This is a genomic window from Haladaptatus litoreus (genome assembly GCF_900156425.1).
GTDB classification, from domain to species: Archaea; Halobacteriota; Halobacteria; order Halobacteriales; family Haladaptataceae; genus Haladaptatus; species Haladaptatus litoreus.
The window spans coordinates 1,137,163-1,162,727 of the sequence record NZ_FTNO01000001.1 but is presented as its reverse complement, the minus strand read 5'-3'; the positions used below and the strand labels follow the sequence as shown (position 1 = coordinate 1,162,727).

The window sequence follows — 25,565 nt, the reverse complement described above, 5'->3', positions numbered from 1 at the left end:
ATTTTCACGCGGTAACATCCGCAATTTTTGCCCACAAGCTTTTGTTCTTCCCGAGAGTGAGTAGAGATAGCACGAAACAAGGATAGATAGCAATGACGGCAAACGAATCGGAAACCACGACGAGCACCTCGGACGACCAACAGACTACCGACGAGTCACGGGAAGACGACCTCCAAGCACAAGTCGAAGCCCTCCGCGACGAACTCGAAACGACGAAAAATCGCCTCCATCACGCCGAAAAGAACCTGCGGTGGATGGCGCAACATCAAGCCAGCGAAACCGGAAAGAGCGTCTGTCCGGAGTGTAGTTCCGGCGGTTCGCTCTCCGTGGAGCGAACCGCCACCGGGAAAAAGAAAGTCGAATGTAGGAACTGCGGCGCGCGACTTATCTGACGATAACCCGGCGCGTTCGCGGGCCGTCGCAGTCCACGAACAGAATTGACTGCCACGTGCCGAGTGCGAGGTCGCCATCCGAAACGGGAATCGTGACGCTGGAACCGAGAAGCATCGAGCGTAAGTGAGCGTCCGCGTTGTCGTCGATTTCGTCGTGTCGGTAGCCGTCGTCTTCCGGAACGAGCGCGGAAAGCGCGGTTTCGAGGTCGGAACGCAATCGGGATTCGTTCTCGTTCACGACCACGCCTGCCGTCGTGTGCGGGACGAAAACGGTGCAGATTTCGGCGTCCGAAAAAACACGCCGTTCTACCTGTTCAGTAATATCTACGACGGCCACTCGCTCCGAGGTGCTGACTTCGAACTCCATGCTTTCACTTCGACCCGTGGGTTCTAAACCATCACCTCGAAAGGTAAGACCTATGAAAGAACAGCAGACCGTCGCGAACTTCCTCGCGGAACACGACATGGATGCGCCGCCTGCGTACCGACTGCTCGACCTCACGGCCGAAGTCGGCGAACTGGCGAAAGACGCGAATGAATCGACCGACTACGGCGCGACGCCGGAGTCGATTTCAGTCAACGAAGACGAAATCGGTGATACATTGTTTGCCCTGCTTTCGCTCGCCGAATCGGTAGACATCGACGCAAGCGACGCGTTGAACGAAGCGATTTCGAAGTACGAATCCCGAATCGAAACCACAGGCGACGCGGGTTCCGGCAGATAATCGCACGACTTCGCCGGGGGGCCAGTTTGTGACTGACTATCATTCCCATCTCGTTACAACTTTTGTTCGTTGCATCGTTTCGGTATTAGAATGTTAATAAATATCCCGCCAATTATCACGACTGATATGTGAATCGAAAGGATTATCCTCGATTTGCGACTCTTGTGCATATATGAATACTGATGTGTCGAGGCGATTATATCTCCGTCTCGCCAGCACGCTTCCAGCAACCGGCGCGCTCGCCGGTTGTCTGGGTGGGAAACTCGGCCGTTCGCCGATTCAACTCGGCGCGGTGCTTCCGCTTTCGGCCGAGGGCTTTCTCGGAACTGTCGCCGAACACCATCGACGGGCGGTCGAACAGGCGGCCGCCGACGTGAATCAGGCGGGTGGGCCACTCGGCCGCGAAATCGAACTCACGGTCGAAGACACCGCGCTCGACCCGGAACAGGCGAAAACAGCACTGGAAACGCTTTCTGAGGCGGGTGCCGTCGGATTCGTCGGCCCGGTCGTCACCGACATTTCGATGGTTCTCGCGGAAGAACTGCCGAACGAAGACATCTTCGCGGTGAGTCCGTCGAGTACACATCCGGCACTTGTGACGGCGGGACTGTCGAACGGCACGAAATTCTTCGGACGCACCGCCGCCAACGACATCCAGCAGGCGCTCGTGATGGCGAAAGTACTCAACAGTGACCGCTACGTCGGCGCCGAAAACGTCGCCACTGTGTACGTGGACAACAGTTTCGGCGCGGGACTCGCGGACACTATCGAAGCCAACGTTTCCGGTGACGTGGTCGCATCCGTTCCGTTCCCGACGGGTCGAGAAACGTACTCGGGGGAAATCAGGCAAATCGAAGAGTCCGGCGCGGACGTAGTCGCATTCGCCAGCGAACCCGGAAATACGACGGTTCTCGAAGCTCTCACCGAGAGTTCGTACGATGGCGAGTACGTGCTTAGCGAAGGACTCCTTCTGGACGAAATTCCGCCGCACATGGACGGCATGTACAGCGCGTCGGTGGCCGCGACGAACACGACCGGAGCTATCGAACTCGAACAGAAACTCAACGACATCGCGCCGCTCGCGGCCTACACACAGCACGCCTACGACGGGCTGTTTCTGATGGCGCTCGCAATCGAACAGGCGGGAGAGGCGACCGCATCCGCCATCAGCAACAATCTCGTCTCCGTTTCCGGCGGACGCGGACAGACGGTTTCTGTCGATGACTTCGAGCGCACCACCACGCTCATCGACGCTGGCAGGGACGTAAACTATCAGGGTGCATCGAGTTCGGTCGATTTGAACAAGAATCTCGAACCCCTCAACGCCTATATCATCGAGCAGGTGAACGGAAGCGCAATCACCGAACTCGAACTCCTGCGTGCGTCCTTTTTCGAAGGGAGGATGGAACAATGACCGATGCCGACGACACAGACGGCTCCCGCCGCGGGATTCAAAGTCGAATCGAGGGAGTACTTCCAGCACGAATCCGGCGGAGTTACGCCGCAAAGTTCGGAACGGTGTTGTTCACGATACTGATTCTCATCTCGTCTATCGGATTCTACATTCACTTCGACACGAAACAACTCGTGCAGGAGGAGAATCGCACGGAAATCAACAACGCCGCGAAAGGCGAGGCGGAAGCCCTGCACAAGTGGGTCACGAAGAAGCGTTCGACGACGCGATTCCTCGCTGAATCGGTGTCCGCGAATCAGACGAATATGGAGCGACAGGCGCTCGTCGAACGGAAACTCATCGACCTCCCGAACGACGTGCGGGCGATTCACTACGTCGATAGTCAGAGCAAGACTGTCCTCGCCAGCACGACGGACGAGTTGGTCGGAACGACGCCCACCGCGACTGACGCCGCGTGGGCGAACAAATCGCTATCCGTCTCGGATTCGGACGGCGTCCAAGTGATGAATCCATACGAGGAGAACGGCGAACCGGTAACGGCGTTCGTCGCGCCGACCAGCGACCCGAACCGGATGGTCGTCATGACGACGTCGCTGACCGAGCGTTCGCACGCCCTCTCGTCGCCGATTGCGACGGGCGACATGACCGTCGTGGACGGGGAGGGAACCGTGGTTCTCGACAATCAGAACGCCCGCGTGCTGTCGGGGTACGGTGACGACGCGAGCGCCGCAATCGCGGACGGCCTGTCCGGAAACAGCGACATCAAACGGATGTCCGGGGCGGACGGCAAATCGGCAGTGATGGCGTACACGCCCGTCGTCGGAACGGACTGGGTGCTGTTGTATCAGGTTCCGGTCGAATCCGCATTTGCGCTCCAAACCCACGTTACGCAGAACATCGGCGTTCTCGTGGCGATGGCCGTACTGATGCTCGTGGTCGTCGGACTCTCCATCGGCCGCGGAACCGCGCAGTCGCTTGCAACCGTGTCAAAAACGGCGGACGAGATTTCCGCCGGGCGACTCGATGCGGAACTGCCGCGAACGAGACGCGAGGACGAGATGGGCAACCTGTTCGGGTCGTTCGAATCCATGCACGAGTACCTGAACACGGTGGCAGACCAAGCAGACGCACTCGCGCGCAAGGAGTTCGACGCGCCGGTGTTCGAGAAGGAAGTCCCCGGCGAGTTCGGTGAGACGCTCGAAGAGATGCGAACCGACCTCAGAGCGATGGTGGCCGACATCGAGCGCGCTCGGGCCGAAGCCGAAAACGCACAGGCCGAGGCGGAAGCATCGCAGGCACGGGCAGAGTCGGCACAGCAGGAAGCCGAGCAACTGAACACGGCACTTCAGCGCAAGGCGAACGAGTTCAGTGCGGTGATGGGGCAGGCCGCGGATGGCGACCTCACGCAGCGAATGGCGACGGAAAGTCCGACGCAACCAATGACCGACATCGCCCGCGAGTTCAATCAGATGATGGACGAACTCGAAGCGACGATACGCGACGTAAACGAGTTCGCGGAAACGGTCGCCGCGGCGAGTCAGGAAGTGACCGCAAGCACCGATGAAATCGAACAAGCGAGTCAGCAGGTCACCGAATCGACGCAGTTGATGTCCGAAGGGGCGGTCGAGCAGTCCGAACGCCTCGAACACACTGCGGGCGAAATGAGCGAACTGTCGGCGACCATCGAAGAAATCGCGGCCTCGGCTGACCAAGTCGCCGAGTCGGCCAACCACGCGGAAACGCTCGGTGAAGACGGTCGGGAGGCGGCGCAGGCCGCAATCGAGGAGATGGCGGCCATCGAATCGGGAACCGAAACCACCGTCGAACACATCGTGGAATTGGAAACCGAAATCGAGCGCATCGGCGACGTGGTGGAACTGATTCGCTCTATCGCCGACCAGACGAACATGCTCGCACTGAACGCGAACATCGAGGCGGCGAGCGCGGACGGTTCAACCGAGGGCTTCGAAGTCGTCGCAAATGAGGTGAAAGAACTCGCTAACGAGACGAAAGAGGCAGTCGGCGACATCGAACAGCGCATCGAAACCGTCAGAGAGCGGGCGGAAGTGACCGTCGAAGACATCAGGGAAACCCACGGCGCGGTCGAAGACGGCGTCGTAACTGTGAACGAGGCACTGGAATCGCTCGAAGAAATCGTGGAGAATGTCGAAGAGACGAGCGTGGGCGTCGAGGAAATCAACGATGTGACCGACGAACAGGCCGAAACGACCGCCGATGTCGTCGCCATGGTTGACGACGTGAGTCAAATTGGAGAGCAAACGGCCGAAGAAGCCGAGGACGTTGCGGCCGCCGCAGAAGAACAAACCGCGTCCCTCGGCGAAGTGTCCCAGAGCGCGGAATCGCTCGCTCGACAGGCAGAATCGCTTGCGGCCACGGTTGACGATTTCCGCGTCGAACCGCAAAACGACGAAAGCGGTTCGGACGACTCGCAGTAGAATCGGTTTTCTTCCTTTCGTTTTCCACTTTTTCTACCCACACCCGACTTTTCTACTTTCTTCACTTTCTCTACTTGTCCACTTTTTCGGCTCCGACGAGTTTCGATTACCGACACCATCACCGATTTGGGGGTTCGCACGCCAGTAGCGGTATGCACGAACGAGCCAGCGAGTTCGAAGACCGAGCGAAAAACGAGTTTGGCTTCGACGTGGACGTTCACGAGTTTCCGGAAGGGACGAAAACCGCGGAAGACGCCGCGAATGCAATCGGCTGTGACGTGGCCCAAATCGCAAGTAGTCTCGTCTTTCGTGCTGGTGACGACCTCGTCGTGGTCGTCACCAGCGGCGCGAACCGAATGAGCGAGGACAAACTCGCGGCGTTGCGCGAGGTGCCCGAAACCGAGGTCGGGATGGCCGACGCCGACGAAATCCGGAAAACCGTCGGCTGGTCGATTGGCGGGGTGCCGCCGTTTTGTCACGACAGCGACCTGCCCGTCTATCTGGACGAGACGCTCACCGAATTCGAGACGGTGTGGGGTGCGGCGGGGACGCCGAAAGCCGTGTTTCCGATTGCGCCCGGGAAACTGCGAGAGTTGTCGGGGGCGACTGTTGCCGACGTGAGCGAATAAATCGAGCAAGCAGCGGAATGTAAGCGAAACACCGATTTCTCTCCCGTCACAATTTTCTGCCATGACCCTCCTCGAAACGGGACTGCTGTTGGTGTTGAACGCGACCCTCGGCATGTGGCTCGGAGCGATGATTTTCTTCTCGTTCATCGGCGCGCCGACGACGTTCGACGTGCTGGGCGACGGAGCGGGACAGGTGGTGAACGCCATCTTCCCGAAATATTATCAGTTCGGCGAACTGCTCGGATTCACTGCCGTCACCGCCGCGATAATCGCCGGGGCTCGGGACGTTCTCAATTCGATTGCCGCACTCGCGGTCGGCCCGCTCGTGCTAGTCGCACTCGCCGCGACGATTTACGCTCGCGCCAAACTCATCCCGAAGATGGAGGAAGCGGGAGACGACGGCTTTGCGAAGTACCACAAGCAGTCGGTGATTCTGAACGGAATCACCATGCTCGCGGTGGCGAGCGCGCTGGTTCTCACCCATCTCTGAAATTCGCATCTATGAAAGGAACGTACACCTTGCTGGTCGAACTCGCCGACTCCACGGAAATCGAATTTGGTGCGAAAAGCACCAAAAATCTCGATTCCGGGTGGTACGCTTACACCGGGAGTGCATTCGGACAAGGAGGTTTCTCGCGCGTGGCGCGCCACGCGCGAGTCGCGTCGGGGGAGAACGACGCCCGCCACTGGCACATAGACTATCTGCTGGGTAGTTCAGAATCGAGATTGGTTGACGACGTGCGAACCGCCGAGGAAGACGTAGAGTGCGAAGTAGCGCGAAAACTCGATGTGGTGATTTCACCGATTTCCGGAATCGGGGCGTCAGACTGTGACTGCGGAACCCATCTGCATTTCGCACCCGAAAAGACTGCACTCGAATCGACGGTTCGACGGGCGCACGAACTGGCAGGAAAGTAATTCTCGCTGGCTGAAAGACGGGGACTACTTTTAATCCGTCTCCCACAGATTCTCAAACGATGGGTGACCGCGTACTTTCAGACCTTTTCGCGCCGTCGCGCGTCGCAGTCGTGGGAGCCACGGAAAGCGAAGGCTCCATCGGTCGTGCAATCGTGACAAACCTGCGTGACGACTTCGACGGCGAGACGGTGCCGGTGAACCCGAACTACGACGAGGTGTTCGGGCTGGATTGCTACCCCGACCTCGCGTCCGCGCCCGACGTTGACCTCGCGGTGGTGGTCGTCCCGCCACACATCGCGGTCGATGTCGTGCGCGGCGCGGGCGAGACGGGCGTCGAAAACGTCGTCGTCATTACCGCAGGATTCGGCGAGACGGGAAGCGAAGGAGCGGCGCGAGAACGAGAGTTACAAGAAGTCGCCGAGGAGTACGACATCAACCTCGTCGGCCCGAACAGTCTCGGGGTGATGAGTACACCACTCGGCCTGAACGCGACGTTTGGTCCGGAAAACGCCCTGCCTGGTTCGATGTCGTTCATGAGCCAGTCGGGGGCGTTCATCACCGCAGTTCTCGACTGGGCCAACGACGAAGGACTCGGCTTCAAGGACGTCGTCTCGCTCGGCAACAAGGCCGTGCTGGACGAGACGGATTTCGTTCGGGCGTGGGGTGACGACCCTGATACCGATGTCATTCTCGCCTATCTCGAAGGCGTCGAGGACGGCGGCGAGTTCATCTCCTCTGCGCGCGAGGCGACGGACGACACGCCAATTGTGATGGTCAAGTCGGGCCGAACCGACGCCGGGGCGCAGGCCGTCTCCTCGCACACCGGAACCTTGGCGGGAAGCGACCGGGCTTACGAAGCGGGCCTCGAACAGGCGGGCGTTCTGCGGGTGGACAACGTCCAAGAACTGTTCGACTTCGCCCAGATTTTGGCGGGACAACCACTCCCCGAGAAGGACGACGTGGCAATCGTCACGAACGCGGGCGGCCCGGGCGTGATGACCACGGACGCGGTGGGCGATTCGACTCTCTCGCTGGCGTCGTTTTCGGAGGAAACCTTGTCCGCGCTGTCGGATGCCTTGCCGGAGGAGGCGAACATCTACAATCCAATCGACACCATCGGGGACGCCGACATCGACCGCTTCGCGGAAGCGGTCGATGTCGCGTTGGCCGACGAAAACGTGGGCTGTGCGGTCGTGCTTTCCGCACCAACCGCGGTGCTCGGTTATCAGGAACTCGCGGAGGTAATCGGCGAACTACAGGAAAAGCACGGCAAACCAGTCGCGGCGGCGATGATGGGCGGCGAACGAACCGAGGGGGCGAAGGAAATTCTCCGAGAGAGCGGGATTCCGAACTACTTCGACCCGGCCCGTGCGGTTCGGAGTTTGGACGCGCTCGCCACCTTCCGCGACATCAGCGGGCGCGAGTACGAGGAACCGACCCGATTCGAGGTTGACCAAGAACGCGCAAGAGAAATCCTTTCGCGGGCGAAAGACCGCGGCGACAACCGACTCGGCGTGGAGGCGATGGATTTGCTCTCGGCCTACGGAATCCCGACGCCGGAAGGCGCTATCGCGGAAACCCCGGAGGACGCGGTTTCAGCCGCACAGGACATCGAGGGCGAGGTCGTGATGAAAATCGTCTCGCCCGACATTTTGCACAAATCCGACATCGGCGGGGTGAAAGTCGGGGTCGAAAACGAGGACGTGTACGACGCCTACGAAGACCTCGTGACGCGGGCGCGCAACTACCAACCCGACGCGACGATTCTCGGCGTGCAGGTACAGGAGATGGTGAATCTCGATTCGGGCACGGAAACCATCATCGGGATGAACCGCGACCCGCAATTCGGCCCACTCTTGCTGTTCGGATTGGGCGGCATCTTCGTGGAAATCATCGAGGATACGACGTTCCGGGTCGCACCCGTGAGCGAACGCGAGGCCGAGGAGATGGTGAACGACATCGAAACCGCACCTTTGCTTCGTGGGGCGCGCGGCCGCGACCCCGCCGACGTGGGGAGCATCGTGGAGAGCATCCAACGACTGTCGCAACTCGTCACCGACTTCCCTGCGATTCTGGAACTCGACGTGAATCCCCTCGTCGCAACGCCCGACGGCGTGCAAGCTATCGACATTCGACTGACCGTGGACACCGACGAACTATGAACACGATACTCGTCACAGCAACCGAAGAAAGTACAGGCAAGACCGCCGTCGCCCTCGCTCTGGCGCGACTCGCACAGGAGCGCGGGCTGTCGGTGGGCTACATGAAACCGAAGGGTACCCGACTCCAGAGCAACGTCGGCAAGACGCTGGACGAAGACCCGATGCTGGCCCGCGAAGTGCTCGGCTTGGACGCGGAGATGCACGAACTCGAACCAATCGTCTACTCACCGACGTTCATCCAGCAGGCGATTCGGGGCCGGGAACAATCCGACGAACTCCATGAACAAATTCGAGAGAGTTTCGACTCGCTGGCCGAAGACCACGATTTGATGATAATCGAGGGCGGCGGCAAGCTCACGACGGGCGGCATCGTCGAACTCACCGACCCCGACGTGGCGGAACTGCTGGATGCGGAGGTATTGCTCCTCTCGCACTATCGAAACGGAAGCGACGTTGACGACCTCCTCGCGGCGGTAAACGACGTTGGTGACCGACTGTCCGGCGTGCTGTTCAACGCCGTGGCGAACACGGATTTCGACCCGCTGGATACGGACGTGGTCCCGTTCCTCGAAGGCCGAGGGATTCCGGTTCTCGGCGTCGTTCCGCGCCAGCAAGACCTCGCAGGCGTCACGGTCGGTCAGTTGGCCACCGAACTCAACGCCGACGTGTTGACCGGGGGCGACACGGACGCCTTCGTAGAGCGGTTCCTCGTCGGCGCGATGAGCGGCGACAAGGCGCTTCGCCACCTCCGCCGGACGAAGGACGCGGTTCTCGTTACGGGCGGCGACCGCCCCGACCTGCAAACCGTCGCGCTGGAAGCGCCCGGCGTGAAATGCCTGATTTTGACGGGTGGCTTCCGCCCGCCGGGCGCAGTTATCGGAAAAGCGGAGGAGAAGGGCGTCCCCATCCTGCTCGTGCAGGGTGACACCCTGACGACAATCGAGCGCGCAGAGGACGTGGTACGGAGCGGCCGAACCCGGGACGAGGAGACGATCGAACGAATGCGAGGGCTTCTGCACGACCACGCAGACGTAGATGCACTGCTCGAGGGTGCAGAAAGCGATACGACAGGAACCGAAGACCAAGAGAGCTAACATGACCGAGAGCGGTGATGACGAAACCACGGAGAACGCGGATGTGGTTATCGTCGGTGCTGGCCCGGGTGGCTGTGTGTTGAGCTATCTCCTCGCCAGAAGTGGCGTCGAAACCGTTCTGGTGGAGCGTCACGCTGACCTCGACCGCGAGTTTCGTGGTTACCTGTTTCAGCCGCTCGTTTTGCGATTGTTCGACCAGATGGATGTTCTAGACGACGTTCGCTCGCTCGACCACGACGAAGTCCGCCGACCCGCTTTGACCGTCTTCGGACATTCGCGCGAGGTCGTGGATTTCTCTCGATTGTCGTCGCCGTACGATTACGGAATTTTGATGGAACAACCGCCACTGCTTCGACTGCTCATCGACCGGGCGAACGAGTTCGAGAACTTCGAATTTCGTTCCGCAACGACCGTTTCCGACCTTCTACGCGAGGATGACACGGTCGTGGGCGTCCGCGGAACTTACCGCGAACGAGACGAAGAAATCGAACTACGAAGTCGCCTCGTCGTCGGTGCTGACGGTCGCTACTCGACTGTTCGGGAAACTGCTGGAATCGACCCCGGACTGTTCGATTCGGCGGTGGAACTGCTGTGGTTTAAACTCCCGGCAAATGCCGTCCAATCCGCCGCACAGGGGAGAATAGAGAGCGATGGGCTGGTACTTTACTTCGGACTAGGGGAGGAAGAAGCACAGGCAGGGTGGTTCATCGAGAAGGGTTCCTATCCAGAGATTCGGGAGCGCGGAATCGACCACCTTCGGCGACAGATTGGTGCGGTCGAACCGACGCTTGCCCGCCATCTCACGAGTTTCGACCAATGTTCGCTGTTGCACATCGAACCCGGCATCAGCGAAAAATGGGTCGATGATGGATTGCTCTTGCTCGGCGACGCAGCGCACGTCGCCTCGCCGGTCGGCAGACAGGGGAATGGATTGGCGATTCAGGATGCCGTGGTCGCCCATTCGACAATCGCGAACGCACTAGGCGGGAGCGGTAGCGGCACGGTTCCAAGGGCACGACTTCGCCGATTTGAGTCGATGCGTCGTCCTGCCGTCGAAAAAGTTGTTCGACTACAGCGACGCGGCGAACGAGCGTTGTCTTGGTACGTTCTCCACCACGACTCGATTCCGGGATGGGTCGCCGCACCACTCGCTCGGACGCTGTTCACAGTTGCGCCGAAAACACCCGGATTTTGGCGAGCGTGGGAGACGTTCGCGCTCGGGGACAGGGAGATATCGGTGGATACCGAAGCGTTCAGGTCGTAATCATCCCCTTCACGGTCTTTCCTTCTTTTGCCCGCTCGAATGCGTCTCCAATTTCGCCCAATTCCAGTTCGAAATCCACGATGCCTTCGACATCGACTTCGCCATCGGCCAGCAGTTCGATGGCCTCGGGGTAGGTGTTCCGGTAGCGAAACGACCCGAACAAATCCAGTTCGTTGTCGATGATTTTCCCTGTGTCGAGTGGGATTTCTGCGTTCTGTGCGAGTCCGACGAAGACGAGGGTTCCGCCGCGCCGAACGGCGTCGATTGTCGAACGAATCGCGGGTTCCGCGCCGGAGGCTTCGATGACGACATCGACGCCCTCTCCGTCGGTGAGTTCCGCGACAGCATTTTTGAGGTCTGTTTCTCGAACGTCGATAATGGCGTCCGCGCCGCGCGATTCGGCCAGTTGGAGTTTTTCCGGCACCACGTCCGAGATGAACACCTCGGTCGCTCCGGCGGCGCGGACTGCTTCCATGGCCAGCAGACCGATTGGCCCGCATCCTGTGACGAGAACCGAATCCCCGACACCGACGTTGCCGCGGCGAGCGGCGTGAATCCCGACGCTGAGCGGTTCACACAGCGCGCCTTCGCGCAAGGAAACCGAGTCTGGGAGTCGATAGGCGAAGTCGGCGGGCCACGCGACGTATTCCGCGAACGCGCCGTCGTCCGGTGGGGTTGCCATGAAGGTCACATCCGGACAGAGGTTGTACTCGCCGCGCTTGCAGTGAGGACAGCGGCGGCACGGAACGCCGGGTTCGAGAGCGACTCTGTCGCCCGGTTCGAACTTCGTGTTCTCACCGACTTCGACCACTTCGCCCGCGCTTTCGTGGCCGAGAACGAGCGGCGATTCGACCACGTAATCGCCGATTTTTCCGTGTTCGTAGTAGTGAACGTCCGACCCACAGATGCCGATTTCGCGGACGTTGACCAGTATTTCGTCCGGGGCGGGTTCGGGTCGTTCGCGTGCTTCGACGCGGAGCGACCCCGGTTCGTCGAGAACTGCGACGTGCATGATTCGACCTTCGGCGCGCATGGTTGTGAACGTTGAGACTAGTTAGAATGTGTACATACTCTTGGCGCGCGAAGGCGAACCGCAGGTTCGCCCGCGCGAGGGACGAGTGAGCGACGAAGGAGTTCTCGTGAGCGAAGCGAACGAGAGCACGGAAGAGCCTGTCTTTTCCGGAGCGAACGAGGAGGTTGGGGAGGACGAGGTGCGGTTGCGGTTGTGTGGAGTCGGCAACTGCTTGCAACAGTTCAAGGCACCCCTTTGAGGACATGATGTGACAAACTACGATTTCGAACGAAATATCCCGACAAAAAATCGTCCCCGTTTTCCGAAAACGAAACCTACTTCCGGCGTCCTGACTGACTGGTCAGTTAATGGGCCAGCGGAACGAATCGTCGGATACCCGCGAATCTATCATGCGAGCGACCTATTGTGCGCTCTGCAAACACGGGTACGCCGACTTGACGATGCAGGATATTGCAGAGGAGTTCGAGAAGAGCAAATCGCTCATCCACTACCATTACGAGACGAAAGAAGATCTCTTCGTCGCGTTTCTGGACTATCTGCTCGACCACTTTCACGAACACGTCGAGAACATCGACAGCGACGACCCGGCGGAGCGACTGCACCACCTCCTCGACCTGTTCGAATCCGGGCCGTCGGACGACGACAAGCGCGATTTCCACGTCGCCCTGCTCGAAATCCGTGCACAAGCGCCCTACACCGACGCCTACCGCGAGCAACTCCGGCGGAACGCGGACGACCTCCACGACCTCGTTGCCGACATCGTTCGGGACGGAATCGAAACCGGCCAGTTCGACTCGGTTGACCCCGACGAGGCGGCAACCGTCCTACTGGCGACGGTCGATGGGATTCGGATTCGACGCGCGACACTCGGCGGAAACGGCGAGCGTGACGCTATCGACGGCCTGCTTTCCCGGTATCTCGGCTGGGAGGGCGCGGAATGAGTTCGAAGAATCTCGATGTGAATCTGACCGACGGCGAACTGCTGAAGCCACTACTGGTGCTGTCGTTCCCCATCGTCCTCTCGCAGTTGATGCAAGTCGCCTACAACCTTGCGGACACGTTCTGGGTGGGCCGCCTCGGACAGGACGCCGTGAGCGCGCTGTCCTTTTCGTGGCCGCTCGTCTTCCTCATGATCTCGGTCGGTGGCGGGTTCACGGTGGCCGGAACCGTCCTCGTCGCGCAGAACAAAGGCGCAGGAAATCACGACCGAGTTGACCATATTGCGGGGCAAACTATCGCGTTCGTCACCGCCATCGCGGTCGCGTTCTCGATTCTCGGGTGGTTCCTCACGCCGACCCTGCTCTCGCTCATCGGGACGACGCCGGGCACGCAGGTTCACGCCTACTCCGTGGAGTACACGCGAACAATCTTCCTCGGCGTGTTCTTCATGTTCGGCTTCTTCATCTTTCAGGCGCTCCTGCGCGGGTGGGGCGACACGAAAACGCCGATGTATCTGATGGCGTTCGGTGTGGTCATCAACGTCGTCTTAGACCCGTTTTTCATCCTTGGATTTCAGGACAATCCGCTGTTCGGCTACATCGGAATGCGCGGACTGGAAGCCACGCTGTTCGACGCGACTGGGTTCACCGGATTCGGTGTGCAGGGCGCGGCGTTCGCCACTGTCCTCTCACGGGGGGTCGGCGCAGTTGTCGGCTTTGCGCTCCTGTTCTCGGGGCGGGTCGGTATCCACCTCTCGTTGGACGACCTGCGACTCCGCGCCGAATCGGTGAAGAAAATCGTCCAAATCGGCGGCCCGACGAGCGTCGAACAGAGCACCCGCGCGCTCGGTATCACGGCCATGACCGCGCTCGTCGCGCTGGCAGGAACCGACGCAGTCGCGGCGTTCGGTATCGGCAACCGACTCACGTCGCTCGTCTTCTTGCCAGCGTTGGGACTCGCACAGGGAACCGAAACCGTGGTCGGGCAGAACCTCGGAGCCGAGAAAATCGAGCGTGCAAAGCGGGCGGTGTACCTCGCAACAGGAATCATCATGGCGGTTCTCGCCGTCGTCGGGACGGTTGCTTACATCTTCGCGGAACCGATTACGAGCATCTTCATCACCGGGGAAGGGTCAGCCAACGTAATCGAAATCGGTGGCGAATACCTCCGCATCGTCGGCCCGACGTTCATCGGAATCGGCGTGTTCCGAATCATTTCCGGCGGATTCCGCGGAAGCGGCAGTACGCGAGTAGCGATGGTTCTCTCCATCCTCTCGCTCTGGGTGTTCCGACTGCCGCCCGCCTACGCCCTCGTCGAGTGGTACGACATGGGTTCGACCGGCATCTGGTACGGAATCGCGCTGTCGAACGTGCTAACCGCAATCGTCGCCGCCGCGTGGTTCCTCCGTGGAACGTGGACGGATTCGGTCGTAGAATCGTCGAAGAAGCCGACTGTTGCGGACGACTGAAAAAACGGACGAACGAATTTTTCGCGACTACCGCGTCGGAAGGGTTTCCCGCCGGTCGAAATCCGTGTGACGTTGTTCCGACGACGAAACCGAACTCACGGCGCGGAAGACGGTTTCCGGGTCACGCGTCTTTCGCCAGTGCCAGCGCGTTCGGGCGATGAGCGAGAGTTTTCGCAGCGTTCCGAGCGACGGTTCCGTGGTGAGCACGTCGTAGCCCTGCGCTCGAATCACGCGGTGATAATCCGCGTACAACACCGCCGAAACCAGCACGGCGAACTGGCAGTCTTCGGGGAGATACTGAATCCCCGCGACACCATCGCGGTACAAGGATTCTGCCCGTCGGAGTTCGTCGCGCATCGCGTCGGCGAACGACTCGGAAAATTCGAACTTCTCGATTTCCTCGTCGGTGACGCCATACCGAGAGAGCGTCGTCTGGGGCAGGTAGATTCTGTCGCGATCTACGATGTCCTCGCGCACGTCGCGGAGGAAGTTGGTCAACTGGAAGGCCTCCCCGAGTGCTGTCGCGTGGGGCAGGGCGCGCTCTGCATCTTCGGGGTTCATTATCGTCGTCATCATCCGACCGACGGCGGCGGCGGAACCGCGCATGTACGCCTCCAATTCGTCGTAGGTTTCGTACCGCGATTTTGTGATGTCGGAGGCCATGGCGTCGATGAAGAGCGTGACTTCTTCGTCCGAGATGCCGTGGGACTCGCGAAGTTGCTGAAATGCGTCGAGGACTGGGTCGTCGGGTTCCGTCGTTCCGAGCGCCTGCGCTCGGAACGATTCGAGTTGGGCCTCCTGTTCTTCCGGCGGGACATCCTCGGCGTCATCAACGACTTCGTCGCAAACGCGGAAGAAGCCATACAACACGTAGGTCGGGTGACGGACTCGTTTCGGCAGGAGTCGCGTGGCGAGATGGAACGTTTTCCCCGTCCGCTGTTGTATCGACTTTCCCGCTTGTACGTGTGTGTCCTTCATTGCATGTGTGCCCCGAGAATAGTAGTATCTACGACAGAGGGTTGAAAAAAGACGATGCCAAACCAGTTGGGTACTCTCTCCGATTTCGTTTCTATCTACTATTTTTCTGTCCGACTTTTCGGCTGAAACAACCATGATAAAATTGATACTGCGGTGGTCACTACAGTTCCACAACAATGAATCGACGAAGGTTCCTCGCGGCGAGTGCGGTTTCAGTCGCAGGGCTGAGCGGCTGCCTCGGTATGGGTGGTGGGTCGGATTCGGATTCGAATCCGCAGTCTGAGGAAGGATACGACACGACCGAACAGTACGGTCAGAACGTTCCGCTTGCACCGCTTTCCGACGTGTACGACTGGTACCAGCAGGATAAGGGCCGATTCGTCGATACTCGCGGACAGACGCAGTACGATACGTCCCACATCAAGGGAGCGGTGCTCAGCCCGGCACCGGACGGACTAAAAGAAAATGACCCGGTTGCGTCGTGGGCGAAGGACGAACGCATCATCTGTTACTGTGGCTGTCCACATCACCTCTCTTCGATGCGCGCGGGGAAACTGATGGAGAACGGCTACGAGAACGTGTACGTCATCGACGAGGGCTACTGGGAGTGGCACGAGAAGGGGTATCCGATTACGGGCCAAAACACCGAAGCATCCCCACAGAAGTACGTCATCGACGGTATCGCTGACCCGGCGTTCGTCGGTGACAACGCGTGGGCACGTCACCTCCCAACCGGACAGAACGAAGCGACCGGCATTCTAGACGACGGCACGTACTCGCTTCACGTCAAGTTCCACGACGTGACGCCGGACAGCGTTCTCACCATCCAGACACCCGGATACGAAGTCGAGGGAACTATCGGCGAACTTTCCTCGCACGTCGTCAGCGGATAGTTGTCTCCCGATTTGTATCTCCGACTTTCTGGTACTTTTCGACACTTCTCGAACGTACACGCGTAGCGACCTCAACTGACGAGTGAGATTGTTGATTCTGTTGTCGTCAATCCCGAATTATCCGTCACTGAGGCTTGCAGAAAGAGACTATTGAGAGGGCAGATGCGAAAAGTAAAACTCTAGCCGCTAAACAGTTAGTCGTCTGCCGATGAGACGTCACCCGTCGACAAATCGCGTAAGTGGTCGCCTGGCGTTGAACGCAACGACCCGAACTTACTCGATAGCTCCCACCAGAATGCCTCTGCGAAGCCGGTCAAGCGCGCCGCCATATGCAGTGGCCGATAGAACACAAGATACGCTACTGCGTACCAGCCATACTGAATCGGCTTCTCGCTTACAACGAGCAGTGAGAGAATTCCCAGCATAATCGCACACAAGCCGGCCATTCCAATCAGGCTCACTCCAATCACCCAAACCAGTGAATGAACGACCGGGATCGCACCTGTCGCCATCGCCATGATGAATCCAATCATTTTCACAATGATCGCTGCAGTCAAGGCTGCACGGATGAAGAGGCCTATCGAAACCATTCCGGCGCCGGGATTGAACTGTTTGCGATGATGGAGTAACATTACGGAGATACCGCGCTGGGCCCATGTTTTTCGCTGGTCAAACCAAGCGCGAATCGTTGTCGGGACTTCGGTGTCGGCACGTGCAACCGGATTGTAGATAACGTCACCAAACTCTTGAATTCGAACGGAAACCTCGAAATCGTCCGAATATAGCCAGTGTTCATTCCAACCACCAGTCGCGATCAGTTCTTTCCGGCGGAACGCGCCAAACGCGCCGCTCAAACAGAGAACATAGCCGAGGAAGCTCTGAAACATCCGGCCGATTTCCATCGCAAGAGCATAGTCGAAGACCTGGCTTTTCGCCCAGAGGCCGGCATGCGTGTTCTCAACGTTCACGTTCCCACCAACGGCGACAATCTCCGGGCTGGTAAAGTGGCGAGCTAATTCTGTAACTGTAGAGGGGTGCATGACGGTGTCAGCATCAAGACTAACAACGACTTCATTTCGTGCGTGTGAGAGCGCAGTGTTCCGTGCTGCAGCACTTCCAGCATTCTCCTGCGTGAAGACACGGAGGCCAGGGACGCGGTCGGCAAGTGCCTGTAACGCATACCATGTTCCGTCCTCACTACCATCATCGACGACGATGATTTCGAGGTCACCTGGGTACGTGAGCGCACGCAGTGAGTCAATAGTCGCGCCAATCTCGTGGGCTTCATTATAGGCAGGAATGAGGATGGAGACGCTTGGGGTAGCATCTGCCTCACCGTAGGGGTGGCCGTCAACGGTAGTTCTGTGACGACGGGCGCGAAGAGCGTGGGCGATTGTAGCAACGGTTGACCGGCCGATATACCATCCACCGAGAACGATCAGGAAAAGCGGATTTGTATATAAGATAATGCCAATGCTGCCGAAACCCGGGATGGGCATTAGAAGGATGATTCCGCCAAGTGTGAAGAGGGTGAGTGCAAGAAGGATTCTGCGGGGAGTATAGTTCCGCTGTGGTTGTGTGTCAGGAGCGTCACGTTCGACTGGAGTGGTATCACTATCGGTAGACATGGATGTCATCGGCGGCAGTGGATCGAAAGGTTGGATGCCGCTGATATGCTTACTCGACTGAACCATCTTAATGATACGAAACTGGAAAAGAATCATAAAGTAATTTACCACAATATATATGGGATGACATTTTGGTTAAAACAAGAACTAAGACAACGTTTTCGAATATCATTATTCAATATGAGATGCCAATCGCGATTTGACGGACGCGAGAGCCGTTCATTTCGATGTCCGGTTCTCCTTTCGAGACGGCCACGAGCGTTTCTGAAGGTTTATAGGCACTCCGGCGAGTGAATCCTATTCGATGATACAGTGCGGTCAGCACGGTTGCGGCTGGGTTGCCATCGCGCCGTCGGAGCGGTCTGCGTGGAAACAGTACGAATCGCATCTCCTGCGTGAGCACGTCGAGACGGTCGAGGTAGAGACAGAGATTCCGGAGGGATACGTACAGGTTCGAACCGACGACGGCGAGTGGAAAACGATGAGCGCCGAGGACGCAAAGAAGTTCTACGACGAATAAATTGCTGATTCTCATTAGCCAGCACAAAATTTCTACTGTCGATTAAATATTACAACAGTAAATAGCAGAACTACAATCTCAGTCTAACGTTCATAAATATTTCCAAAATGTAATAGAAAATTCTATGTCAACTGAGTTCATGAACCATGTTGTGTCGCAACAAACACGGCGGTCATTCTTGAAGATTAGCGGTACTGCACTCGGTGGCATCGCGGTCGGTACGACGGTAACGGCGGCAGAATCGACGGAGCGATTCATCGTCAAATCCAAGAACGTTTCCGCAGCAGACCTCGACGCGAGTGGCGTCGAAGTCGTCCACGACCTGAGCGCTATCGACCGACTGGTCGTCAGCGGGAACGAATCGGATGTGGAGTCGCTCGGTGGGGGCTACGCACCGGACACTGTCTACTCGCTCGACCTGCCAATCACGCAGTCGCCGATTACACAGGACGAATCGGCAACGGACGAACCGTTCTACCCGCTTCAGTGGGACAAACAGGAACAGAATATTCCGGAAGCGCACAAAGTCACGCGCGGTGAGGGAACCCGCGTCTCAGTCATCGACACGGGTATCGACCCGACACACCCCGACCTCGCACACGCGGTGAACACGGAACTGTCCCGCAACTTCACGAGTGACGGCGGCGACTTCACCGACTCCGGCTACCACGGAACGCACGTCAGCGGCATCGTCGCCGCGAACGACCAGAACGAAACCGGCGTCGTCGGCTCCGCACCCGGAACCGACCTCGTCGCGTGCCGCGTCTTCGGCGCGGAAGGCGGCGCGTCGTGGGGTGACATCCTCACGGCCCTCGTCTACAGTGTCGAAGTTGGTGCCGACGTTGCAAATCTCAGCCTCGGTGCCTACCCGGTTCCGAGAAACGAGGACAACTTCGGTCAGTTCTACGGTGGAACCCTCAACAGGACGATGGCATACGCACGCAGAAACGGTACGCTCGTCGTCGCCGCCGCAGGTAACGACGCCGCCGACCTACAACACGACGGCAACGTCATCAGCGTCCCGAACGAGGCGTCGAACGTCATGAGCATCAGCGCAACCGGGCCAATCGGCTTCAACTGGGGCGACGACGGCCTCGAAGAACCGACGACGACCCCGGCGCTCTACACCAACTACGGAACGAACGCAATCGACATCAGTGCGCCCGGCGGAAACTACGACCCGAACGCTCCCGACGATGTCTACTTCTACGACCTCGTGTACAATACGATTCCGTCGTGGATGGGTGGCTACGCGTGGCTCGCCGGAACGAGCATGGCCGCACCGCAGGTGGCGGCCGCCGCAGCGATGATCAAAAGCGTCAACCCGAACTACAACGCGAATCAGGTTCGGAAGACGCTCCGCAACACTGCAGACCGCGTCGGTGACAAGGAATATCACGGCAAGGGGCACCTCAACACCAACGCCGCAGTGCGAGAATAACGCAAACCAGCGTTTTCCGACAACGGCGTTTTGTTTTCACCCTGAGTGCGATTTGTGACTGCTGACAGCGGTGTCGAGCGACTGCGTTCGATTTTCGAGCAACTATGTTTTGGCCCCATTCGTCGTTTTTGGGTGCTTGCGTTCCGAGCGACAGCCTCGCCGTTTGTGTCACATCGAGAAAACGAAACCACCATCTTTTTGATTGCGCTGTCAGTAGGATTCTAACAACAGTAATGAACAGCGACAGTCGCAACCGAGGAGGAGGTCTGTGAGCCTTCTCACTCGGCTTTTCGAGAACGTAACGTCCCACAGCCGCGTTGTTATCGCGGTGTTGCTCGTTCTGACAGTGCTCGTCGGGGCGGGTGCGCCGATGATAGAACAGTCGTCGTCGCTCGACCAGTTCCAGAGCGACAGCGAGGCGGCGGAGAAGCTGGAGTACATCGAGACGAACTTCACGACTGGACAGGAGAACACGACCGCAGTACAGGTAATCGTCCGCGGGGATAACGTCCTGTCGAAGGACGCGATGGTGAACTCGCTCCAGTTCCAACAACAACTCCGCGAGAACCAAACGGTCAACAAAACGCTGGTGGACGACAACCCGACCAGCGGCGTTGCAAACGTCGTCGCCATCGGCGCGATACAGCAGGAGAAAGGCGCAGAACTTCGTGCGGACGGAGAACAACTTCGACAGCGAAGTCAGGAGTTGAATCAGACCGCGGGACGGTTGAGCGACGCGCTGAACCAAACGCGGGCGCTGCAAGCGCAGTACGACCAGTTGAACGCCTCCCGGCAGGCGGGCGACATCGACAACGAAACCTACCGCCAGCAGGCGGGCGAGATAGAAACTCAACTGCAAGGGGTGCAGTCGAACGCGACGAGCGACCTCACCGCGAATCAGTCGGCCACGTTCAACCAATCGGCGCAGCAGGCCCGCGGCCTGCAAGCCCAACTCGGTCAGTTGAACGCCTCGTACCAGCAGGGTCAAATCAACCAATCGACCTACCAAGAACGAACCAGCGAGATTCAATCGCAGTTCCAGCAGGTGTACCAACTCGGGACGCAGGGCGTTCTGGCGGAGGAATACGAACAACTCCAGACGCGGAGCGAGAACCTGACCGAGAGACAGGAAGCCCTCCAAAACGGCTCGATGCCGTCGCTGTCCGAGCAAATCCAGAAGTTGGAGTCGATGAACGAGTCGCAGGTCGATACCATGACCGAAACAGTGCTCTCCTCGGATTCCGGTTCCGGCGGCATGTCGGGACAAGCACTGGCGTTCATGCCGACGTCGTACGACCCCGGCACGACCGAAGCCAATGCAACGATGTTGCTGGTGTTCCAGAAACAAGAAAGCCAGTCGATGCAACCGGGACAAGGCTCTGACGGAATCGTCGAATCCCAGTCGGCCATCCAGTCCATCGCGGGCGATGCGTTCGACCAAGAAGCCATGGTCTTCGGAAGCGGCATCATCAGCGAGGAAATCAATCAGTCGATGACGGACAGTCTGACCATCGTCGGCCCCCTCGCACTGCTGTTCGTCGTTCTGACTCTGCTCGTAGCCTACCGTGACCTGCTCGACATCTTGTTAGGAGTCTTCGGTATCGTCCTCGTGTTGGTGTGGACGTTCGGCTTCATGGGGTGGCTCGGCATCACGTTCAACCAGATGTTCATCGCGGTTCCCGTCCTCCTCATCGGATTGTCCATCGACTACGCGATTCACGTCTTCATGCGACATCGGGAGGAGCGCGAACAGGACACTGGCGTCGGCGTTCGCGGGTCGATGCGCGTCGCGCTCGTCAGCGTCGGTGCGGCCCTAACATGGGTGACCGCAACGACAGTCATCGGATTCCTTTCGAATCTGGTCAGTCCGCTCCCGCCGATTCAGGACTTCGGTATCGTGAGTTCCATCGGTATCGTCGCGGCACTGCTCATCTTCGGCGCGCTGATTCCCGCGCTGAAAGTCGAAGTCGACGAGTTCTTCGAATCCCGCGGCTACAACCGCAACAAACGGGCGTTCGGTACTGGCGGCGGCGCGCTGGGTCGCGTCCTTTCCGCCGGAGCGGTCGCAGCACGGAAAGCCCCACTCGTCGTCATCGTACTGACGGTGCTCGTCAGCGCTGGTGGTGCCTACGGTGCGACGAAGGTCGATACGAGTTTCGCGCAGGAGGACTTCCTCGCGGAAGACCCGCCGGGATGGACGAAGGAACTGCCAGAACCGTTCAAACCCGCCGAATATTCGGCGAAGAAGAATCTCGACTACGTGAACGACAACTTCGTTCGCGAGGATTCGCAGGCACAAATCCTGATACAGGGTGATATAACGCGAGACGATTCCCTCGAACAGGTTCAGCAGGCCCGCGAGGAAGCCGCCGAAAAGGACACGACGATTGTCCTCGCGAGCGGCGAACCCGAGGTGACGAGTCCGCTCTCGGTGATGGAACAGGTGGCGGCCGAGAACGAATCGTTCAACGCGACGTTCACCGCCGCGGACACAGACGGAAACGGCGTCCCCGACCAGAACATAGAACAGGTGTACGACGAACTGTTCGCTGTCGCTCCCGACCAAGCGGCAGGCGTCATCCACGAAGAGGATGGCGAGTATCAGGCGGTTCGAATGACGGTTTCGGTCAAGGGTGGTGCAGCGAGCGCCGACGTGACTGAAGACATGCGCGACGTGGCGGATGGCTTCGACAATCTCGAAGCCACCGCAACCGGGCAAGCAATCGTCTTCGAAATCGTCCAGAAGCAGCTGCTCGACACGGTCATCCAGAGCCTCATCATCACGATGGTGTCCGTCTTCGCCTTCCTGATGCTCATCTACCGCATCACGGAAGGGAGCGCGACCCTCGGCGCGGTTACCCTGCTCCCAGTCGTGTTCAGCGTGACGTGGATTCTGGGCACGATGTATCTGCTCGAAATGCCGTTCAACGTCCTGACGGGAATGATTACGAGCCTCACCGTCGGATTGGGTGTCGCCTACAGCATCCACCTGTCCGAGCGGTACAACGTCGAACTGGAACGACGTGGCTCCGTCTGGGAAGCGATGAACGTCGCACTCACCGGCACCGGCGGCGCACTGCTCGGCAGTGCGGCGACGACGGTCGGCGGTTTCGGCGTCCTCGTCTTCGCCATCCTGCCCGCGCTTCAGCAGTTCGGCATCATCACCGGGCTGACCATCATCTACGCGTTCCTCGCGAGCGTGTTGGTGCTTCCGAGCCTGCTCGTCGTCTGGACACGCTACTTCGGGCCGGGTGCTCGCGGAACCATGCAGACGAAACCGACGGCCGCCCCGTCGAGTGAGGATTGAAATGGACGAAGACGACGCCATCGACGCGCTCACCGACCTCGGCCTGTCGAACTACGAGGCCAAGGTGTTCGTCGCCCTGCAAAAACTGGGCACCGGAACCGCGCGGGACATCCACAGCGTGACGGACGTTCCGCGGTCGCAGGTGTACGGCGCGGCGGAAACGCTCCAAGAGCGCGGACTGGTGGAGCTTCAGCAGTCGAAGCCAATTCAGTACCGCCCTGTGAGTTTGGATGCGGCCAAATCACATCTCCGCGACCGATTCGAGCGGACACAAGAGCAGGCGTTCGACTACCTCGAAACCGCCCAAAACGAGTTCGTGGACGGTGACGAGGAACGCGAAGACGTGTGGTCAGTCGATGGGCGTGACGCCGTCTCCAGCCGGCTCGAACAGCTCATCGAGGAAGCCGAATCGAGAATCGTCTTCGCGGTTCACGACGCCTCTCTGTTCACCCGGGGTATCGCGGATGCCCTCCGGGAACGCGCCGACGCAGGAGTCAGCGTCCTCGTCGTCACGGACGACCCCGCCGTTCACAACCGGGTCGAAGACCTCTCGATTATCGACATGCCCGGTGGGCCGGAAGAACACCGCGCAGGACGCGTGGCGGTCGTGGACGACGATACGATGCTCATCAGCGTCTTCGGCGAAAACGAGAACGAAAGCGCGATTTGGAGTTCACAAACCGCTTTCGCGGCGATTTTGAGTCAGTTCATCGACGCCCGACTCGAAGACGCGGCGCGGGACTGAGGTTTCCCCGACCTAATTTTCACGACAGTTTAAATATCAAGCAGACAAATCGTCGGGTATGCCGTGGTACGCCGTCGAAGCCCTTGACGACGCTATCGAGACCACCAAAGCCTTCCTCCTTCCGTTCGAACTGTGGACGTGGCTCAAACTCGCCGTCATCGTTCTTTTCGTCGGCGGAACGAGCACGTCACCACCGGGTGCTAACTTCCAGTTCGGCGGTGGGGGTAGCCCGGGAGGCGGAACGGGAACCGCACTTCCGGACATTCCGTTTTCGAACGATACGCTCATCGCCATCGTAGTCGCCGTCGTTGCGGCGGTGGTTTCTATCTGGCTGGTGCTTACCTTCATCGGGTCGATAATGGAGTTCGCGTTTGTCGAGTCGCTTCGTTCGCGCGAGGTTCACGTCCGGTCGTACATCCGCCGGCATTTCGGACAGGGAGTACGACTGTTCGGCTTTCGAGTCGTCCTCGTCACTCTCCTTTTGCTCCCGATAATTGGATTTCTACTCATTTTCGTTCCGTCACTCCTCGACGGGTCGGCGGATATTGCCCTCGGAAGCCTGTTCGTATTCGTGCCGGTGATGCTTGTTCTCGGGCTCGTCGTCGCCCTCATCGACGGTCTGACGACGAACTTCGTCGTTCCCGTCATGCTGTTGCGCGGCGACGGTGTGCTCGCGGGGTGGAGAGCGTTCTGGCCGACGCTCCGGAGTCAGTGGAAACAGTACGGCATGTACATTCTGCTTCGATTCGCGCTTAGCATCGCGGCGGGAATCGTCGTCGGAATCGTGGGCGGAATCCTGAGCCTGTTCGTACTGATTCCGTTTGCTATCCTCGGAATCGGTCTGTACGTTCTGTCAGGAAGCCCAACATTTCACGCAGTTGTGTCGGTCAGCCCGCTCGGGGCCGCGTTCGGCCTGCTCGCGCTCCTCGGGTTCCTCTGCCTGTTGTTCGTCCTTGCCGTCGTCCGCGTCCCCATACAGACCTACCTTCGATATTTCGCGCTGCTCGTTCTGGGTGATACGAACCGGCAACTCGACCTCATTCCGGAACTGCGAGAAGAGATTCGGTGAAATCTGTTAGAGTTTCGAATCGAGTTGTCGGCCGACGGCATCGTCGCCGACGGGTCCACAGTCCCGTGCGAGATGGACGAGCGGAGCGTTGTCCATCGTCAGCCACTCGCCGTTGCCATCGCTGGCGACGGTTACGGAACGCTGTGTCTGGGGAAGTCCGTTGGCGCGCGTTCCACTCGTCTGTTCACGGACGCCTGCCATCTGGAGGGGGCGGGCGGGTTCTTCGGTGACGACGAACCGGTACTGGGGAATTTCGGGGTCGTGTTCGCGGAGCGCGTCGCGATACTCGCGCGCGAGTTCGACGGCGCGAGAAGCGTCGTCGTGGTCTTTGAACTGTTTTCCCGTAATCGGCATCGGGCACTCGCCGGTTTCCGCGCACAGCACCGAAAACCGACCGTGGCCGCTCTCGACCGCCAACGACTCGATTTCCCTGCGTGTCTGCCGGAGGATGTCGTCCATGTTTAGGCTAACCTAATTTAGGTTTAGGCTG

24 protein-coding genes are annotated in these 25,565 nt (G+C 59.2%); 19 read left to right on the top strand and 5 right to left on the bottom strand.

The features are described from left to right. The first annotated feature begins 92 nt into the window (after window positions 1-92). The gene (locus tag BW974_RS06080; RefSeq protein ID WP_076428931.1) at window positions 93-392 is read left to right on the top strand and encodes a DUF5320 domain-containing protein; all 300 of its coding nucleotides are present in this window, start codon (window positions 93-95) and stop codon (window positions 390-392) included. Here BW974_RS06080 and BW974_RS06075 read toward each other — a convergent pair. Next, the gene (locus BW974_RS06075; RefSeq protein ID WP_076428929.1) at window positions 385-759 is read right to left on the bottom strand and encodes a secondary thiamine-phosphate synthase enzyme YjbQ; all 375 of its coding nucleotides are present in this window, start codon (window positions 757-759) and stop codon (window positions 385-387) included. The genes BW974_RS06080 and BW974_RS06075 overlap by 8 nt on opposite strands. A gap of 52 nt (window positions 760-811) precedes the next feature. On the opposite strand from BW974_RS06075, the gene BW974_RS06070 reads away from it, so the two are divergent. The 9 genes from BW974_RS06070 (at window position 812) to BW974_RS06030 (ending at window position 11,054) form a co-directional block, all read left to right on the top strand. Further along, window positions 812-1,117 carry a MazG nucleotide pyrophosphohydrolase domain-containing protein gene (locus BW974_RS06070; RefSeq protein ID WP_076428927.1) on the top strand — a complete coding sequence of 102 codons (306 nt, stop codon included), beginning with the start codon at window positions 812-814 and terminating at the stop codon, window positions 1,115-1,117. A 172-nt stretch (window positions 1,118-1,289) separates the two neighbouring features. After that, complete coding sequence (locus tag BW974_RS06065; RefSeq protein WP_076428926.1) at window positions 1,290-2,531, top strand: ABC transporter substrate-binding protein; 1,242 nt, start codon at window positions 1,290-1,292, stop codon at window positions 2,529-2,531. After that, window positions 2,528-4,987: a methyl-accepting chemotaxis protein gene (locus BW974_RS06060; RefSeq protein WP_076428924.1), complete on the top strand. Its 2,460-nt coding sequence runs from the start codon at window positions 2,528-2,530 to the stop codon at window positions 4,985-4,987. Before BW974_RS06065 ends, BW974_RS06060 begins: the two co-directional genes overlap by 4 nt. A gap of 152 nt (window positions 4,988-5,139) precedes the next feature. After that, on the top strand, window positions 5,140-5,616 hold the full coding sequence (locus tag BW974_RS06055; RefSeq protein WP_076428922.1) for a YbaK/EbsC family protein: 477 nt from the start codon (window positions 5,140-5,142) through the stop codon (window positions 5,614-5,616). Window positions 5,617-5,677: 61 nt separating this feature from the next. After that, the gene (locus BW974_RS06050) at window positions 5,678-6,106 is read left to right on the top strand and encodes a DUF4149 domain-containing protein (RefSeq protein ID WP_076428919.1); all 429 of its coding nucleotides are present in this window, start codon (window positions 5,678-5,680) and stop codon (window positions 6,104-6,106) included. Between the two features lie 11 nt (window positions 6,107-6,117). Further along, window positions 6,118-6,534 (top strand): GIY-YIG nuclease family protein, encoded by a 417-nt coding sequence (locus BW974_RS06045; RefSeq protein ID WP_076428915.1) that lies wholly within the window; start codon window positions 6,118-6,120, stop codon window positions 6,532-6,534. 59 nt (window positions 6,535-6,593) lie between these two features. Then, the gene (locus BW974_RS06040) at window positions 6,594-8,696 is read left to right on the top strand and encodes an acetate--CoA ligase family protein (protein WP_076428913.1); all 2,103 of its coding nucleotides are present in this window, start codon (window positions 6,594-6,596) and stop codon (window positions 8,694-8,696) included. Then, window positions 8,693-9,790 carry a phosphotransacetylase family protein gene (locus BW974_RS06035; RefSeq protein WP_076428911.1) on the top strand — a complete coding sequence of 366 codons (1,098 nt, stop codon included), beginning with the start codon at window positions 8,693-8,695 and terminating at the stop codon, window positions 9,788-9,790. Before BW974_RS06040 ends, BW974_RS06035 begins: the two co-directional genes overlap by 4 nt. Window position 9,791: 1 nt before the next feature. After that, entirely contained in the window at window positions 9,792-11,054 is a 1,263-nt protein-coding gene (locus BW974_RS06030) for an FAD-dependent monooxygenase (protein ID WP_076428909.1), read from the top strand. Here BW974_RS06030 and BW974_RS06025 read toward each other — a convergent pair. Further along, window positions 11,044-12,066 (bottom strand): NAD(P)-dependent alcohol dehydrogenase, encoded by a 1,023-nt coding sequence (locus BW974_RS06025; RefSeq protein WP_076430257.1) that lies wholly within the window; start codon window positions 12,064-12,066, stop codon window positions 11,044-11,046. The genes BW974_RS06030 and BW974_RS06025 overlap by 11 nt on opposite strands. Window positions 12,067-12,127: 61 nt before the next feature. Here BW974_RS06025 and BW974_RS06020 point away from each other — a divergent pair, with 61 nt between their 5' ends. The 3 genes from BW974_RS06020 (at window position 12,128) to BW974_RS06010 (ending at window position 14,494) form a co-directional block, all read left to right on the top strand. After that, window positions 12,128-12,325, top strand: coding sequence for a hypothetical protein (locus BW974_RS06020; protein ID WP_139328826.1), 198 nt, complete (start codon window positions 12,128-12,130; stop codon window positions 12,323-12,325). A gap of 109 nt (window positions 12,326-12,434) precedes the next feature. Beyond that, window positions 12,435-13,028: a TetR/AcrR family transcriptional regulator gene (locus tag BW974_RS06015; RefSeq protein WP_076428905.1), complete on the top strand. Its 594-nt coding sequence runs from the start codon at window positions 12,435-12,437 to the stop codon at window positions 13,026-13,028. Further along, complete coding sequence (locus tag BW974_RS06010) at window positions 13,025-14,494, top strand: MATE family efflux transporter (RefSeq protein WP_076428903.1); 1,470 nt, start codon at window positions 13,025-13,027, stop codon at window positions 14,492-14,494. Before BW974_RS06015 ends, BW974_RS06010 begins: the two co-directional genes overlap by 4 nt. A gap of 27 nt (window positions 14,495-14,521) precedes the next feature. Here BW974_RS06010 and BW974_RS06005 read toward each other — a convergent pair whose 3' ends face one another. After that, window positions 14,522-15,472, bottom strand: a complete 951-nt coding sequence (locus BW974_RS06005) for a phytoene/squalene synthase family protein (protein ID WP_076428901.1) — start codon at window positions 15,470-15,472, stop codon at window positions 14,522-14,524. A 176-nt stretch (window positions 15,473-15,648) separates the two neighbouring features. On the opposite strand from BW974_RS06005, the gene BW974_RS06000 reads away from it, so the two are divergent. Then, complete coding sequence (locus BW974_RS06000) at window positions 15,649-16,365, top strand: rhodanese-like domain-containing protein (protein ID WP_076428899.1); 717 nt, start codon at window positions 15,649-15,651, stop codon at window positions 16,363-16,365. A 194-nt stretch (window positions 16,366-16,559) separates the two neighbouring features. On the opposite strand, the gene BW974_RS05995 is transcribed toward BW974_RS06000, so the two are convergent. Further along, on the bottom strand, window positions 16,560-18,089 hold the full coding sequence (locus BW974_RS05995) for a glycosyltransferase family 2 protein (protein ID WP_139328825.1): 1,530 nt from the start codon (window positions 18,087-18,089) through the stop codon (window positions 16,560-16,562). A 208-nt stretch (window positions 18,090-18,297) separates the two neighbouring features. Here BW974_RS05995 and BW974_RS05990 point away from each other — a divergent pair, with 208 nt between their 5' ends. The 5 genes from BW974_RS05990 to BW974_RS05970 all read left to right on the top strand — a co-directional run bounded on the left by BW974_RS05990 (window position 18,298) and on the right by BW974_RS05970 (window position 25,075). Then, entirely contained in the window at window positions 18,298-18,513 is a 216-nt protein-coding gene (locus BW974_RS05990; protein WP_076428895.1) for a hypothetical protein, read from the top strand. A 151-nt stretch (window positions 18,514-18,664) separates the two neighbouring features. Then, window positions 18,665-19,954, top strand: a complete 1,290-nt coding sequence (locus BW974_RS05985; RefSeq protein WP_139328824.1) for a S8 family serine peptidase — start codon at window positions 18,665-18,667, stop codon at window positions 19,952-19,954. Between the two features lie 268 nt (window positions 19,955-20,222). Continuing rightward, window positions 20,223-23,261 (top strand): MMPL family transporter, encoded by a 3,039-nt coding sequence (locus BW974_RS05980; protein ID WP_076428893.1) that lies wholly within the window; start codon window positions 20,223-20,225, stop codon window positions 23,259-23,261. A 1-nt stretch (window position 23,262) separates the two neighbouring features. After that, window positions 23,263-24,006, top strand: coding sequence for a TrmB family transcriptional regulator (locus tag BW974_RS05975; protein WP_076428891.1), 744 nt, complete (start codon window positions 23,263-23,265; stop codon window positions 24,004-24,006). Between the two features lie 58 nt (window positions 24,007-24,064). Further along, on the top strand, window positions 24,065-25,075 hold the full coding sequence (locus BW974_RS05970) for a DUF7544 domain-containing protein (RefSeq protein ID WP_076428889.1): 1,011 nt from the start codon (window positions 24,065-24,067) through the stop codon (window positions 25,073-25,075). 6 nt (window positions 25,076-25,081) lie between these two features. Here BW974_RS05970 and BW974_RS05965 read toward each other — a convergent pair whose 3' ends face one another. Continuing rightward, window positions 25,082-25,534, bottom strand: coding sequence for a DUF7552 domain-containing protein (locus tag BW974_RS05965; protein WP_076428887.1), 453 nt, complete (start codon window positions 25,532-25,534; stop codon window positions 25,082-25,084). Between the last annotated feature and the right edge of the window lie 31 nt (window positions 25,535-25,565).